At 73.3% G+C, this 13,181-nt stretch carries 10 protein-coding genes; 5 read left to right on the top strand and 5 right to left on the bottom strand.

What is annotated here, in order from left to right:
* Positions 1 to 66: 66 nt before the first annotated feature.
* Together ACH4C6_RS06280 and ACH4C6_RS06275 are read left to right on the top strand one after the other, a co-directional pair.
* Positions 67 to 1,572, top strand: coding sequence for a tannase/feruloyl esterase family alpha/beta hydrolase (locus ACH4C6_RS06280; protein WP_398107344.1), 1,506 nt, complete (start codon positions 67 to 69; stop codon positions 1,570 to 1,572).
* Between the two features lie 222 nt (positions 1,573 to 1,794).
* A complete protein-coding gene (locus ACH4C6_RS06275; RefSeq protein ID WP_333933081.1) occupies positions 1,795 to 1,965 on the top strand; it encodes a hypothetical protein in 171 nt (56 codons plus the stop codon).
* 137 nt (positions 1,966 to 2,102) lie between these two features.
* Here the strand turns inward: ACH4C6_RS06275 and ACH4C6_RS06270 are convergent, their stop codons facing one another.
* Positions 2,103 to 3,257 carry a serine hydrolase domain-containing protein gene (locus tag ACH4C6_RS06270; protein WP_398107343.1) on the bottom strand — a complete coding sequence of 385 codons (1,155 nt, stop codon included), beginning with the start codon at positions 3,255 to 3,257 and terminating at the stop codon, positions 2,103 to 2,105.
* 133 nt (positions 3,258 to 3,390) lie between these two features.
* Positions 3,391 to 3,975 carry a DUF6328 family protein gene (locus ACH4C6_RS06265; protein WP_398107342.1) on the bottom strand — a complete coding sequence of 195 codons (585 nt, stop codon included), beginning with the start codon at positions 3,973 to 3,975 and terminating at the stop codon, positions 3,391 to 3,393.
* A gap of 331 nt (positions 3,976 to 4,306) precedes the next feature.
* Between ACH4C6_RS06265 and ACH4C6_RS06260 the strand changes: the two genes are divergently transcribed.
* Positions 4,307 to 6,487, top strand: coding sequence for a SpoIIE family protein phosphatase (locus tag ACH4C6_RS06260; protein ID WP_398107341.1), 2,181 nt, complete (start codon positions 4,307 to 4,309; stop codon positions 6,485 to 6,487).
* A 406-nt stretch (positions 6,488 to 6,893) separates the two neighbouring features.
* Here ACH4C6_RS06260 and ACH4C6_RS06255 read toward each other — a convergent pair whose 3' ends face one another.
* On the bottom strand, positions 6,894 to 8,081 hold the full coding sequence (locus tag ACH4C6_RS06255) for a type III polyketide synthase (RefSeq protein ID WP_398107340.1): 1,188 nt from the start codon (positions 8,079 to 8,081) through the stop codon (positions 6,894 to 6,896).
* A gap of 685 nt (positions 8,082 to 8,766) precedes the next feature.
* Complete coding sequence (locus ACH4C6_RS06250; RefSeq protein ID WP_398107339.1) at positions 8,767 to 9,132, bottom strand: STAS domain-containing protein; 366 nt, start codon at positions 9,130 to 9,132, stop codon at positions 8,767 to 8,769.
* A 169-nt stretch (positions 9,133 to 9,301) separates the two neighbouring features.
* On the opposite strand from ACH4C6_RS06250, the gene ACH4C6_RS06245 reads away from it, so the two are divergent.
* Together ACH4C6_RS06245 and ACH4C6_RS06240 are read left to right on the top strand one after the other, a co-directional pair.
* Entirely contained in the window at positions 9,302 to 9,814 is a 513-nt protein-coding gene (locus ACH4C6_RS06245; RefSeq protein ID WP_398107338.1) for an ATP-binding protein, read from the top strand.
* A gap of 261 nt (positions 9,815 to 10,075) precedes the next feature.
* Positions 10,076 to 12,139 (top strand): glycosyltransferase, encoded by a 2,064-nt coding sequence (locus tag ACH4C6_RS06240; protein WP_398107337.1) that lies wholly within the window; start codon positions 10,076 to 10,078, stop codon positions 12,137 to 12,139.
* A gap of 93 nt (positions 12,140 to 12,232) precedes the next feature.
* On the opposite strand, the gene ACH4C6_RS06235 is transcribed toward ACH4C6_RS06240, so the two are convergent.
* Positions 12,233 to 13,132, bottom strand: a complete 900-nt coding sequence (locus ACH4C6_RS06235; protein WP_398107927.1) for an NAD-dependent protein deacetylase — start codon at positions 13,130 to 13,132, stop codon at positions 12,233 to 12,235.
* Positions 13,133 to 13,181 lie beyond the last annotated feature (49 nt).

Raw genomic sequence — 13,181 nt, 5'->3', positions numbered from 1 at the left:
CCGCGGGTCCTGGTAAGCGATGTACGCGCCCCGCAGGCGCTGCACGTGATCGTGGAGGCGTCACCCATGCAGCTCTCCGTCCGCCCCCGTCCTCACCCCCGACCCCACCCCCGTCCTCCCGCCCGGCCCCGTTCCGGCTCTTGGCGGCGAGGCCTCCCGGCGGCCCTCGCGGTGGCGGCCCTCGTCCTCCTCGCCGGCCCTGCGACTGCCGTGAGCCCGAAGGACCCGGGCGGCCGCCACTGCGCCCACCCGCAGAAGGTGCGCGTGCCCGGAGCGGAGCGTCAACAGGCTTCCTGCCTGGATGAGTTGACCACCGCCGGCACAGTCGCCTCCGGACACACCGACCCGGCCGACTGGGCGGGGCTGACACCCAAGGACCTGGCCGTACCCGAGGGCGTGCCCGGCCTCCAGATCGACGGCTACTTCCCCGACACCTCCACCACCAACACCAACCACGGCTGGAACCACGACGCCCAGTTCGTCGTGCGCCTGCCCGACCGCTGGAACGGCGGCCTGGTGGTGGCGGGCACCCCCGGGAACCGTGAGCAGTACGCCAACGACCGCGCCATCGCGGACCACGTCCTCTCCCGCGGCTACGCCTACGCCGCCACCGACAAGGGCAACACCGGCTTGGCCTTCCACCGGGACGGCAGGAGACCGGGGGACGCCATCGTCGAATGGAACCACCGGCTCACCCAGCTCACCCGGGCCGCCCGGACGACCGTCGCCCGGCGCTACGGCCGGCCGCCGTCGCAGACGCTGGTCACCGGCATCTCCAACGGCGGATACCTCGTCCGCTGGCAGTTGGAGAACCACCCCGAGCTGTACGACGGGGGCGTGGACTGGGAGGGCACGCTGTGGCACCCGGACGGGCCCACGCTGCTGGACTTCCTGCCCGCGACGCTGCGCAACCACCCGGTGTACGCGACCGGCGGCGAGGGAGCGGACGCGGCCCGCGCAGCCCTGCACACCGCCGGGTTCCCGGCCGGGTCGGAGTTCCTGTGGCAGTACCACCACACCGTCTACTGGGACCTGACGCAGCGCCTCTACCGCGAGGAACTGGACCCCGGCTACGACGGCCCGACCGAGGCGGGAACGCCGTTCTGCACCACCGGGACGCCGGCCTGTGACGCCGACTACGACTACGCGGCGCGGCCCGCCGAGGTGCGGAAGGCCGTGCACCGGATCGGGCTGACGGGACGCATCGGCAAGCCGCTCGTCACCCTGCACGGCACGCTGGACGTCCTGCTGCCGATCAGCAGGGACTCCGACGTCTACGCCCGCATGGTGCGCGCGTCGGGCCGCGGGCACCTGCACCGCTACTACCGCATCGAGGGCGGCACCCACGCCGACGCGCTGGCCGACACGTACCCGGACCGCCTCCGCCCGCTCGCACCCTGCCACCACACGGCGACGAGGATCCTGGAGGACTGGCTGACCTCGGCGAAGCAGCCCCCCGCGTCCCACACGGTCCCCCTGCCGGCCGACCGGAGCGCGGCGAGTCTCGCGAACACGTGCGCGCTCGAGAAAACCTCCGGCGCAGGACGGGCTGCGGAGACTACCCCGCACTGAGCAACAGGGCAGGATGTGCGACGTGTTCGCCGCCGTGCTGGAGATCCTCGACGGGCAAGGGGTGCGCACCGTCCTCGCGTGACGGCGTGAGCCGCGTGGAGCCGGTCGGGGTGCGCCGGGCGGACCCCATCCTCCCGCCCGTGGTTGCTCGGTGAACCAGGCGTGTATGGCCGGACGTTGGCCGGGCATACGGGCTTCACCCCTTCGAGAGGAGCTCGTTCCATGCTTGGCATAGTCGCGGCAGTGCTGTTCTTCATCTCGTTCCTGATCAACGCGGCGGAGATCGGCACCAACGATGTGTTCTCTTCGACGAACGTGATGCTGCTGGGCCTGATGTGCCTGGCTCTGCACGTGGCCGGCGTGGGTGGCGGCTGGACGGCCCGCAGACGCTGACCGCACGCACGGCAGGCCACAGGACGCCTGCCGGTCCGCCCGACCCGTTCCGACGGCACGTGGAACGGTCGACACGGCGGCCGGCAGGCGTCCTTCGTGCCTCCCCACGACCCGGTGACGCGGGCCGGGCGCCCCGGTCACCCGCAGAACGCCGTGTCCACGGACTCCATGACGGCCCGGGCCCCTTCCTCCGCGTCGCCGAACGTGCCCGGCAGCGCGGTCACCGCGAGCCCGACGGAACGGCCGTCGTCCGTGGCGCCGCCGCGGGTCTCGTACCCGTCGATGTCACCGCCGTGCCCCCAGTAGACGCCCCCGCAGCTCAGCGGCACGCTGAACAGCCCCAGCCCGTACCGCCAGCCCGGCATCAGCGGGGCGTCGACCGTCCTGCGCATCTCCGCCAGCTGCGCGGCCGGGAGGAGCCTGCCGTCGATCAGGACGCGGGCGAACCTGGCCAGGTCGCTCGGGGTCGAGATCAACTGTCCGGCGGCTCCGCCCCAGGAGGGGTCCATCTCCGTCACGTCGATCACCTTGCGCGACCGCGGATCGGCCAGGGCGTATCCGTGCGCGTGCGGTTCACGGAGGGTCTGGTCGCCCGGCTGCGGCCAATAGGTGTGACGCAGACCGGCCTTCCTGATCACGCGCTCGGTTATCTGCTCCTGCACGGGACGTTCGGTGACCCGCTCGATCAGCAGCCCGGCCAGCAGGTAGTTGGTGTTGCTGTACTTCCAGCCGGTGCCGGGAGCGAACTCCGCCGGGTGGGCCAGCGCCGTCGCCAGCAGGTCGTGGGGGTGGAAGAACCTGTGCTGGACCTCGCCGAACTCCTCCAGGTCCATGTGGTCGGTGTAGCTGGGCAGGCCGCTGGTGTGCTGCAGGAGCTGGCGGACGGTGATCCTCCTGCCGTCGATGCCCTCGCCGCGCACCACCCCGGGCAGATACGTCTCGACGGGCTCGTCCAGCCGGACCCTGCCCTCGGCGACGAGCTGGAGGACCACGACCGCGGTGAACGTCTTGGTGTTGCTCCCGGCCCGGACGTAGCCGTCGTGAGGGACGGGCACCGGCCGGCCCAGCCGGGCGGACCCGGCCACCAGCGAGGTGGTACGGCCGTCCTTGTGCACCCAGGCCGACACAGCCGGGTACTTCTCCTCGCTCACCAGCGAGTCGATGCTCCTCTGGAGCGGCGAGGCCGACGGCGGGCCCGCCACCGCCGTGTCGGCCACCGCGGTGCCCGCCCATCCGGCCGCCGCCACGACCACCAGTGCCTTGCGCAGCCTCCAGGCGTTCTTCCTCTGCATGTGCCCTGCCTCCTCGTCCGGTTCGTCCACCACGACGGTTCCAGGACCGGACGAGAAGATCAGTGGGGCTGAGCGCCGAAAGGAAGGTGTACTTGTCACCACCCGGGAGGCCGTGCCTGCCCGGGCAGGTGCCTCAGGAGCGGTCGGCCTCGCGGGCGCGCCGGTCGGCACGGCGCCGCAGATGCAGCGGCAGCGCGTACCAGCAGATGCCGAACCACAACATGACACCCGCGACCAGCATTTCGGCCAGTACACCGGACACCACGAACCGCAGGATCAGCAGGAGGGTGCAGCCGATGGTCAGCGCGAGCAGGACCATGCCGCACATCATCAGGCGGCCGGCGGTCTCCACCAGCTCGTCCTTCATGCGCTGGCCGGACAGGAAGCGGTGGATGGAGACGGGGGCGATGAGCGTCCCGGTGGCGGCGGCGCCGAGCACCACGGTCGTCACGTAGATGGCGCGGTCGAGTGTCTCCAACTCCCTGAACAGCGGGGTGAAGGCCACGCTGAGCAGAAAGCCGAAGAGGATCTGCACGCCCGTCTGGGACACGCGCGTCTCCTGCAGGATCTCGTTCCAGCGCCGGTTGACCCGCTCGTGCGGTGTCTCGGGCCCCTTGCTGCCCCGTCTCCTCTCCGGTGCGTCGTCGCCCGCACCGTCGGCGTCGTTCCTGTCGTTCCTGTCGTTCCTGTCGTCCGGTTCCACGTGCGGTTCCGTCATGGTCACGGCATCCTCCCCATGTCAGAGGGACCGCTTGCCCCGCCGGGGCGTCCTCCATGCCCGGGAGGGGGCAGCTCACGTGCAGGTCCCGCCCCCACCGCCCACCCGGCCCCGGCTGTCCCGGGTTCACCGGCGGTCGCCGGGTCGGCGTCCTGCCCCTGCTCTCCTGGTACGGGTCCTCACCCCCGGCGAGCGGGTCCCGCCCTCACTGTCCGTGTTCGCCGGGTGCTGCGCTGGTGTGGGCGTAGCGGCCGTCGGTGTTATTGAATGAGGTGTGCGACCAGGGAGCTCGGGGCCCCGCTCGCACGGGTCCGCATACCGAAAGAGCCGCATGGACTCCACACCCTCGTCCTCGTCCCCGTCCTCCTCGGCATTCGACCTGGTCAGCCGCGCGCTGGGGCGCTACATCCCGCACGGCGAAGAGGAAGCGGCCGCCGGTTCGGCCGAGGAGCGGCACTCCCGTGCCGACACGGCGCAGCGGACGGCCGAGGCCCCGGCGAACGGCCGCCAGGAGCAGATCCTCGGCGCGCTCAACCTGGACGCGGATCTGATCATCACCCGCTGCAAGCTGGACGCCCCCGTGTTCGCGGGCCTGGACGCCGCGCGGGGCAAGCCGTTCGTCGACCTCCTGCCCCCCGGAGACGTACCCACGGTCACCCGGCGCCTGCGGCAGGTGCTGGAGACCGGCGAGGCGCATGTGGCCCGGATCCAGCGGCTGCGCCGCACCGACGGGTCGGAGGTGGTGGTCTCCATGAGCATCCTGCCCGCCGCCCCGCCGGAGGAGGGGCTGACGGTCTCGGTGATCGCCATGGCCAGGAGGTTGCACCTCTACGCGGCCGAGACCGCCATCGGCACCTCGCTCGACATCGGGGAGACCGCGCAGTCGCTCGCACAGTCCCTGCTGGCCTGGGGGGACGTGGCCGCCGTCGACCTCGACTTCGCCGTGTGGACGGGCGAGGGGGTCACCGGCACACCGCGGGGGCGCATCCGGCTGCGTCGCGCGGCCCTCGTGCCGGACCGCGCATGGCCCGCGGGCTACGTCACCCCCGGCAACGACCTGCCCGGAGACGCCGGCCGGCTGCTGGCGCAGGCGGTGATGCGGGACGACGACCCGCAGACGATCGTCATACCCGACCGGGAGGCCGTCGAGCGGGTCTTCGGCAGCCCGCGCGTCGTCCGCGCCCTCGTGCCCAGCGACCGCTCGGCGGGTGTCGCGTGCATCCCGCTGGTCCTGGACGGCACACCGCCCGTCGTCCTGGGCGTGGCGGAGGTCTGGCGGCGGTCCGACCACCCCTTCCGCGACAGCGAGCTGTTCGACCTGCAGGAACTGGTGGCCCGGACGGCCCACCACGTCGATCTGGCCCGTCAGCACCAGCGCGAGCACACACAGGTCCTGGCGCTGCAACGCCGGCTGCTGCCCCGGACCGGCGGTGACACCATCGAGATCGCCAGCGTCTACCAGCCCGCCACCCCCGACAGCGCGGGCGTCGGCGGCGACTGGGTGAACAGCTTCCCGCTGCCGGACGGCCGTACCGCGCTGGTGGTCGGGGACGTCGTGGGGCACGGACTGGGGGCGGCGGCGACCATGGGCCAGCTGAGCATGGAGGCCCGGGCGCTGCTGTCCGCCGGCCTCGCACCCGACCAGGTGCTGGAGCACCTGGACGAGACCGTGTCCCTGCTGGACGACGCGGAGTCCGGACTGACGGCCGGCTACAGCGCCCTCGGCTCGACCTGCTGCATCGCCCTGTACGACCCGGTCAGCCACCAGGTGACCATGTCCAGTGCGGGTCACCTGCCGCCGATCCTGGTGTCCCCGGGCGGGCGGGCCGAGCTGCTCGCGATCCGGCCCCACCCCGGCCTCGGCGCCGAGTTCGCGCTGCGCGAGCCGTTCGACGTCCACACGTTCCCCGCGCCCTCCGGTTCGCTGCTGGCCCTGTACACCGACGGCCTGGTGGAGGACCCGGCGCTGTCGATCGACGACGGCATCGGCCGGCTGGCGGACGCGGTGGCCACGGTGCACCCGTGGGACACCCTGGAGCAGGCCGCACGGCACGTCGCCTCCTCGCTGGCCCCCGCACACCAGCGGGACGACGTCACCCTGCTGCTCGCGCGGATGATCGGCTACCGCAAGGGGGACACGGCGACCTGGCGGCTGCCCGCCCGCGACGACGCCCCGGCGCGCGCCCGGGCACACGCCGACGCGCTGCTGAGGCACTGGCGCACCGGGGACCGCACCCGCTGGGCCGTGCTGCTGCTGGTCAGCGAGCTGGTCACGAACGCGGTGCGGTTCGCGACGGGGCCCATCACCGTACGGCTGATCAGGACGGGCCGCGGCCTGCTGTGCGAGGTGGGCGACACCGGGAACGGCCGGCCGCGCCTGCGGCGGAGCGACGTCCTCGACGACGGCGGCCGCGGCCTGGGCATCGTGCACCGGCTCACGACCCGGTGGGGCGTGCGGTGGACCGATGACGGCAAGGTGGTGTGGGCGGAGGTCGCGAGACCGCGCGGCTGACCCTCACGGAGCCGGTCCCTCGGGCCCCGGGAGGCTTGCAGGCCCGTCCCTCGGGTCCTAGGGGCCTTGCAGGGCCCGTCCCTCGGACCCCGGGGGTCTTACAGGGGCGGCTTCTCGGGCTTCGCGGTCCTCGCAGGCCAGCGCTTTCGGCTTCCGCGGGCCCCGCACAGCCAGACCCTCGCCGCGCCCGCCCGCCCCGACTCCGCCGGCCCGCACAGGCTCTTGCCGGGCCCACCCTGACTCCGCGAGCCCGCACAACCAGGGCTTCGCCGGGCCCATCCTGACTCCGCGAGCACGCACAACCAGGGCTTCGCCGCGCCCGCCCCGCTCCACCGACCCGCACAACCAGGTATGAGGTGGCGGACGCGTCAGCGCTACCGGCCGGTACCGGCGGTGGGGCGGCGGCCTACAGCCACTCGCCTTCCAGGGCGGTGGCGGTCAGCCCCGGCGCCGCCGCGTAGAGCACGGCGCGGTTGCCAGGCTTCTGCTGCCCGGAGTCGTGCGCCCGGCGCAGGATGTCGAACACGGCGGCGCCGCCGCGGTTGCCCGTGGTGTAGCTCTCCCGGCTGTGGTCGAGCAGCCCGGACGGCCACGAGTCGGGCATCGTCTGCTCCATGTACTCCAGCACGCGGGTCCCTCCGGGGTGCGCGAGCAGGACGTCGGGGTGCCAGGCCTCGGGGTCGTCCTGGTAGCGGCTGCGCAGCCAGTCCCACATGGCGGTGACGGTCTCCTGCACCGCGCGCGGCCCGCGCCGGTCCATCACGAAGTGGGTGCCGTCGGCCCGCGTCCGCAGCCGGTGCAGGTCCTGGGTGCCGGGCAGCGTGTGGTGCCACGAGGCGTCCAGCCGCAGCACCGACTGGGACCGCTGCCGTCCCGTGACGACCGCGGCGACCGCGGTGTCGGCGAACAGCAGCCGGACGATCAGGGACTCCAGGGTGTCGTCCGCGGGCTGGTAGGTCGTGCTGAGCGCCTCGGCGATGACGACCAGGACGACCCGGTCGGGATCGGCCGCCACGAGGTCCGCCGCGAGTGCCAGGGAGCGGGTGCCGGCGATGCAGGCCCACTGCGTGGCGGGCAGCAGCATCGCGTCCGGGCGCAGCGGCAGGCTGTTGGCCAGGGACATGTCCAGACCGGGCAGCGCCGGGGTGGTGGAGTGGCTGGTGATCAGGCAGTCGACGTCGGACACGTCCAGCCCGGCCGACTGCAGGGCCCCGCGAGCGGCGCGCTCCCCGTAGGACTGCACGGCCTCCCAGGCCGGCGCGGTGCGCTCCTCGATCGTCTGGGCGACGGGCAGGGCCTCCAGCGCGGCGACGGCGCGGTCCACGTCCTGCTGCGCGAACCCCTCGGCGGCCAGGGCCTTTTGAGCCGACGCCAGGCCGACGGCGTCCAGCGTACCGCCCTTGCCGGGCGCGACGGCGGTCTCCAGCGGCAGCATCCAGCCCCGGGACTCGATGCCCGTACTGGCCGCGATGGAGTCGATCCGGGGTGCCCATGCGGCGTCGGGGTGCCGGTCGCGCACCTCGGCGACGATCTCGCTGGTCTTCACGGTGTGCTCGCCGTGTATGACGGCTGGGGGACAGAGGTATGCGGCCATGTCGGGGAGCCTTCCGGGGAGCGGGTGGTGGGGTCGGGCACCGGCCGGGGGACGACCTTCACGACAGGTGTGTCGGGAGTCACTTCCGCGACCCGGCGCCCAAGAAGATGCCGAGGGGCCCCACTTCGGGGGAGTCAGTACCTGCTTCGAGCATGGAGGCCAAAAGGACATTTCCGCTGTGATGCAGACAACTTAGGCCAGCTCGGGATGCGTGATACCGCACACAGATCAACCGGTGCGTGACGCGCGCCTCCCGACCGGCGGGACGCCGCAACGGGTGAGCGGGCTAAGGGACTTCGGCGTACGCTCCGGTCGACGAACCGCGGCGGACCGGGACGCGCGACGGGCCTGCGGCCCTATGGCCTGCCACTTCCGGGGCAGGCGGACTGTGACGAGCAGACCGCCGCCCGGGCGAGAGGGGCGAGGTCCAGTACTCCGTCGTGGGCGCGGACCATCCATGCGGAGCGGGTCGGGGATGCGGCAGCGTCATCGGCGTCATGAGCACCGCTTCGTTGAACGTGTCGTGGCAACCGTGTCACCGCCCCGACGCGCAGGCCGGAGCGGTCGTCGGGAGCGGCCGCCGGAGAACGTACGCCGCGCCGACGAGGACGTGTCGAAGGGTGCGCGCACCGCGCCGGGAACCCGGCCGGGACGGCGGGCGGTCAGGCGGCGAGCGGTCAGGCGGTCAGGCCGTCAGGGCCTGCTCGGTCGTGGGGTGGCAGGGAATGACCGTGTCCACGCCGACCAGCTGCAGCACGCGCAGCACGGACTCCTGGGCCCCCGCGATGCGAACCCACCCGTCCGCCACGCTCACCTGCTGGTGGGCGGCGACGAAGACGTTGATGCCGCTGGAGTCCATGAAGGTCACACCGCTGAGGTCGGCGACTATCCGGGGCGGCACGGCGGCCTGTCCCCCCAGCAGCGCCTGGCTGAGCACGTCCTGGACGTCGTGGTCGATCTCGCCGCACAGGGTCACGACACGGACGCCCTCGACCAGGTGCTGTTCGGCGCGCAGCCGGTCCGGCCGGTCCGCGGGTTGGAAGTGGGCCACGATCTCCTCGATGCGTTCAGGGCTCGTCCTGGGGTCAGAACGAGGTTGATTCTGCCCCACGGGCCGTCCCGGATGCACCCCGCGGCTGTATCGAACATCACCTGTGAGGTATGTATGGCGTCAGTGGGGGTACTGGCGGGCAGGTAAACGGGGAGTGAGGGCGAGGCCAGTGGAATGTCGTGCCGAGGGTGACGGTGGTGCGGCGCCGGACGAGCATCTGGCGCAGGTCGGCTTCGCCCTGGGCGGGGACGACAGCTGCATCGCCGATGCCCGTCACCACGCTGTCGGCTTCCTCGACCGGGCCGTCGACGACCATCGCGTGCCCGTCTCCGACCGGGTGCGGGACCTCACCCAGCTCGTGGTGAGCGAACTGGTCACCAACGCCCGCAAGTACGCCCCCGGCCCCGTCTTCATGGAACTGCGCCTGACCGAGCGCACCGTGGACGTCGTCGTCTGGGACAGCGACTCCGCACTCCCGGCGGCCCGCGCCGCCGACCCGGGCAGGATCGGGCAGCACGGTCTCGAGATCGTCAAAGCGGTCACCGAGAGCCTGTCGGTCGCACGCGAAGCGGTCGGCAAGCGCATCACGGCGCGCATCCCCCTGCACCACCGGTCGGGCGGGCCCGCCGGCACCTCCGCGACCCCGGACGTCGCGACGGGCTCCGGCGCCTGCCGGCCGTGACCGGCCCGGCGCGCCGCGGCACGCTCCCGCCGAACCGCCGCCCCGCTCCGCGACCCCTCCTGCGCACCGGTGCGGCTCCGACACGCGCCCGAACGGGTGGTTCGCGCACCCCGACAGCCTAGGAGCGCGCCGCACGCGGCGCGGCGGGCGCGGGGCGCGCCGGAAGCTCGCGGGAGGAGCCGGCTGCCATCGACCCCGTCGCCGTCGGGGACGGGACGGCCGTCCCCGCCCTCCGCAGCAGCCCACGGCCCGGGAGCCCGCATGTCCCGCACGACCCCTCCGCGCGTGAGCGTGATCATCCCGGCGTACAACGCGATGCCGGAGGTCACCCACTGCGTCAGGTCCGCCATGGAGCAGACCCTCGACCCGGACGACGTCGAGATCATCGCGATCGACGACGGGTCGACCGACGGCACCGGCGCGGAACTGGACCGCCTGGCCCGTACCTGCTCCCGGCTGCGTGTGGTCCACCAGCCCAACAGCAAGGGAGCCGGCGGCCCGCGCAACACCGGCCTCGAACTCGCCGCCGGCGACTACGTCTTCTTCCTCGACTCCGACGACCACCTCGGCCCGGACGCCCTGCGCCGCATGGTCGCCATGGCCGACGCCAACGGCACCGACGTGGTCCTCGGGAAGATGGTGTCGGTCGGCGGACGCGCCGTGCCGACGGCCGTCTTCTCCCACAACCAGCCCCGCACCGACGTCTTCTCCTCCCACGCGTACCGCACCCTGGGCTGCTGGAAGCTATTCCGGCGGTCGCTGATCGAGCGGCTGGGGCTGCGGTTCCCGCCGTACCGCAACTGCGAGGACAAGCCCTTCACCGCCGCGGCCTACCTCAACGCCGACGGCATCTCCGTCGTCGCCGACTACGACTGCTACTACTCGCGGAACCGGCAGAACGGCAACAACCTCACCCTCACGGCCGCCGATCTGGTCCACCGCATGGACGGCACCCGGCTGTGCTTCGAGACGGTCGCCCGATACCTGGAACCCGGACCGCTGCGGGACCGGATCATGCGCCGCCACGTGGAGTGGGAACTGTGCGGACCGCTGCGGGCCTTGCTGCCGCGGGAGAGCGAACAGCAGGCGCGGGAGCGCTACTACCCGCAGTTCCGGCAGTGGGCGCTCGACCACGCGACCGACGGCGTCTTCCAACTGCTCGCGCCGCAGGACCGGTTGATCGTCCACCTGCTGCGCGCGGACCGCTTCGACGACCTCATGGCGGTGGCGCGGCACGCCCGGCGGGACGCGGCGCGCGGACACGTCGTCGACAAGGGCCGTGTCTACTGGGCCCACCCCTTCTTCCGCGATCCGGCCAAGGCGGTCCCGGACGCCTGCTTCGACGCCACGGACCGGATCGCCGTCCACCACGAGCTGACCGAGGCCGCCTGGACCGCAGAGGGCGAGGTGCTGCGGCTGTCGGGCCACGCCCGCATCGACGGGCTCGGACCGCTGCAGCCCGGCAGCCGGCTGACCCTGCGCCCGAGCGGTTTCCGGCACCCGGACGTCCATGTGCCGGTGACCCTCGACGCCGCCCCGCCTCGGCCGGGCACGGACACCCGGGAGCAGGACCGCACGGACGGTGCCGGGAGCGGGACGAACCGCTACACCGTCGACGTGGATCTGCGCACCGCCGCCTCGGGCGCCCCGCTCGGCGCCGGGACGTGGGACCTCCGGCTCGACCTGCGCGCCCAGGGAGTCAGCCGGACCGTCAGAGTCCGGCAGCCCAAGGCGGACGCGGACGACCCGGCACCCACACCGCCGGTCCGCGAACCCGCCACCGGCTCCCGCCCGGAACCCGCCACCGCGCGACTCCGGTCCACCCCGGACGGGCATCTCGCGCTGGAGATCCGGCGGACCGGGACGGCGGCCGAGCCGGCGTGCCGCGTGACCGGGATCGCCTGGGACGCCTCCGCCCCCGGCACCCTCGTCGTCCGCGGACACCTGACCGGAGAAGCCGCCCACCACCCCGTCGCCCTGCGCGCCCAGGAGGACTCGGGCCGGGTGCGGGAGGCGCCCCTGTCCTACGGGCCGGACGGGCGCGGCTTCACCGCCCGCTTGCCGCTCGCGCGCCTGAGGCCGGGCCGGTGGGCGCTGACCCTGCGCCCGAATGCGGGCGGCACGCCGATCCCCGTCCCGCACACGGACCGGCTGGGCGGCACACGCTGGTTCCGCGCCTCCCGCCTGGGCCGCCCCTCCTACGCCAAGCCGCTCCCGCGCCCTCCGGAAGGCGTCCTGACGCTCCGGGTCGCACCGATCAGGCTGACGACGGCCCTGCGCCGCCGCCTGGCGCGAAGCGGCGACAGGCACCGCGACCGCCTGTGACTGCCGGCGGCGGCGGGGAGCGTGCCGGGCCCATCGGCACGGGACGCTTCCCCGGGCCCGGCACAATCGGGGCAGCCGGTGGTCGTGCGCCCCTCAGGCGGCCGGTTCGTCCTCCAGCGCGATGCCCAGCCGGTCCGCCACCGTCGTCAGGGCGGCGCCGAGCGGCAGGGCGACCCTGGTGACGGCGTGCTCGTCCCCCCGCGTCCGGTCGCGGTTGACGATCAGCACCGGCTTCCCCTCCTGGGCCGCCTGACGAACGAAGCGGAGCCCGGACATCACCGTCAGCGAGGAGCCCAGGACGAGCAGCGAACCGGCCGCGCGGACCAGTTCCCGGCAGTGTGCGACCCGCTGCGGCGGGACGGCCTCGCCGAAGAACACCACGTCGGGCTTGAGGACGCCGCCGCAGGCCGCGCAGGGCACCACACGGAAGTCTCCGACCTGTTCGTCCGTCAGGTCGGCGTCACCGTCCGGGTTGATCCCGGCCGCCACGGGCGCGAAACCCGGATTGGCCTCCTCCAGACGCCGGGCGAGGTCGCGGCGCGGACTGAACGCGCCGCAGGAGAGACACACGACCCGGTCCAGCGCCCCGTGGAGTTCCACGACGTCCTCGCTGCCGGCGGCCTGGTGCAGACCGTCCACGTTCTGCGTGATGACACCCGACAGCAGTCCGTGCCGCCCGAAAGCGGCCACCGCCCGATGCCCGGCGTTGGGCCGGGCCCGGCCGAAGGTGCGCCACCCGAGATGGCTGCGCGCCCAGTACCGCCGCCGGGCCCGGGCGTCGGCGGTGAAGTCCTGGTAGGTCATCGGCGTGTGCCGGCTCAGGCTCCCGCCCTCGCCCCGGTAGTCGGGGATGCCCGACTCCGTGGAGATGCCCGCTCCGCTGAGGACCAGCACCCCGCCGGCACCGAGCGCGTCGGCGACCGGCCCCAGGTCCGAGGTGCCCGGCGGCACGTCTCCGGCGGGGGTCCAGCTCAGGGTGGGGCGCATGCGCATGCCGTCAGGGTACGGAACGGCGGCCCACGATGCGCCGGCCCGCACGGGA

Origin of the sequence: Streptomyces sp. NPDC017943 (genome assembly GCF_044328425.1) — a bacterium.
GTDB classification, from domain to species: Bacteria; Actinomycetota; Actinomycetes; order Streptomycetales; family Streptomycetaceae; genus Streptomyces; species Streptomyces djakartensis_A.
This window is presented reverse-complemented; position numbering and strand designations above follow the sequence as displayed.

What these genes read in the sequence shown, in the direction of transcription:
- ACH4C6_RS06280 (WP_398107344.1), top strand. Translation starts at nt 67, where the DNA reads ATGCAGCTCTCCGTCCGCCCCCGTCCTCACCCCCGACCCCACCCCCGT.
- ACH4C6_RS06275 (WP_333933081.1), top strand. Translation starts at nt 1,795, where the DNA reads ATGCTTGGCATAGTCGCGGCAGTGCTGTTCTTCATCTCGTTCCTGATC.
- ACH4C6_RS06270 (WP_398107343.1), bottom strand. Translation starts at nt 3,257, where the DNA reads ATGCAGAGGAAGAACGCCTGGAGGCTGCGCAAGGCACTGGTGGTCGTG.
- ACH4C6_RS06265 (WP_398107342.1), bottom strand. Translation starts at nt 3,975, where the DNA reads ATGACGGAACCGCACGTGGAACCGGACGACAGGAACGACAGGAACGAC.
- ACH4C6_RS06260 (WP_398107341.1), top strand. Translation starts at nt 4,307, where the DNA reads ATGGACTCCACACCCTCGTCCTCGTCCCCGTCCTCCTCGGCATTCGAC.
- ACH4C6_RS06255 (WP_398107340.1), bottom strand. Translation starts at nt 8,081, where the DNA reads ATGGCCGCATACCTCTGTCCCCCAGCCGTCATACACGGCGAGCACACC.
- ACH4C6_RS06240 (WP_398107337.1), top strand. Translation starts at nt 10,076, where the DNA reads ATGTCCCGCACGACCCCTCCGCGCGTGAGCGTGATCATCCCGGCGTAC.
- ACH4C6_RS06235 (WP_398107927.1), bottom strand. Translation starts at nt 13,132, where the DNA reads ATGCGCATGCGCCCCACCCTGAGCTGGACCCCCGCCGGAGACGTGCCG.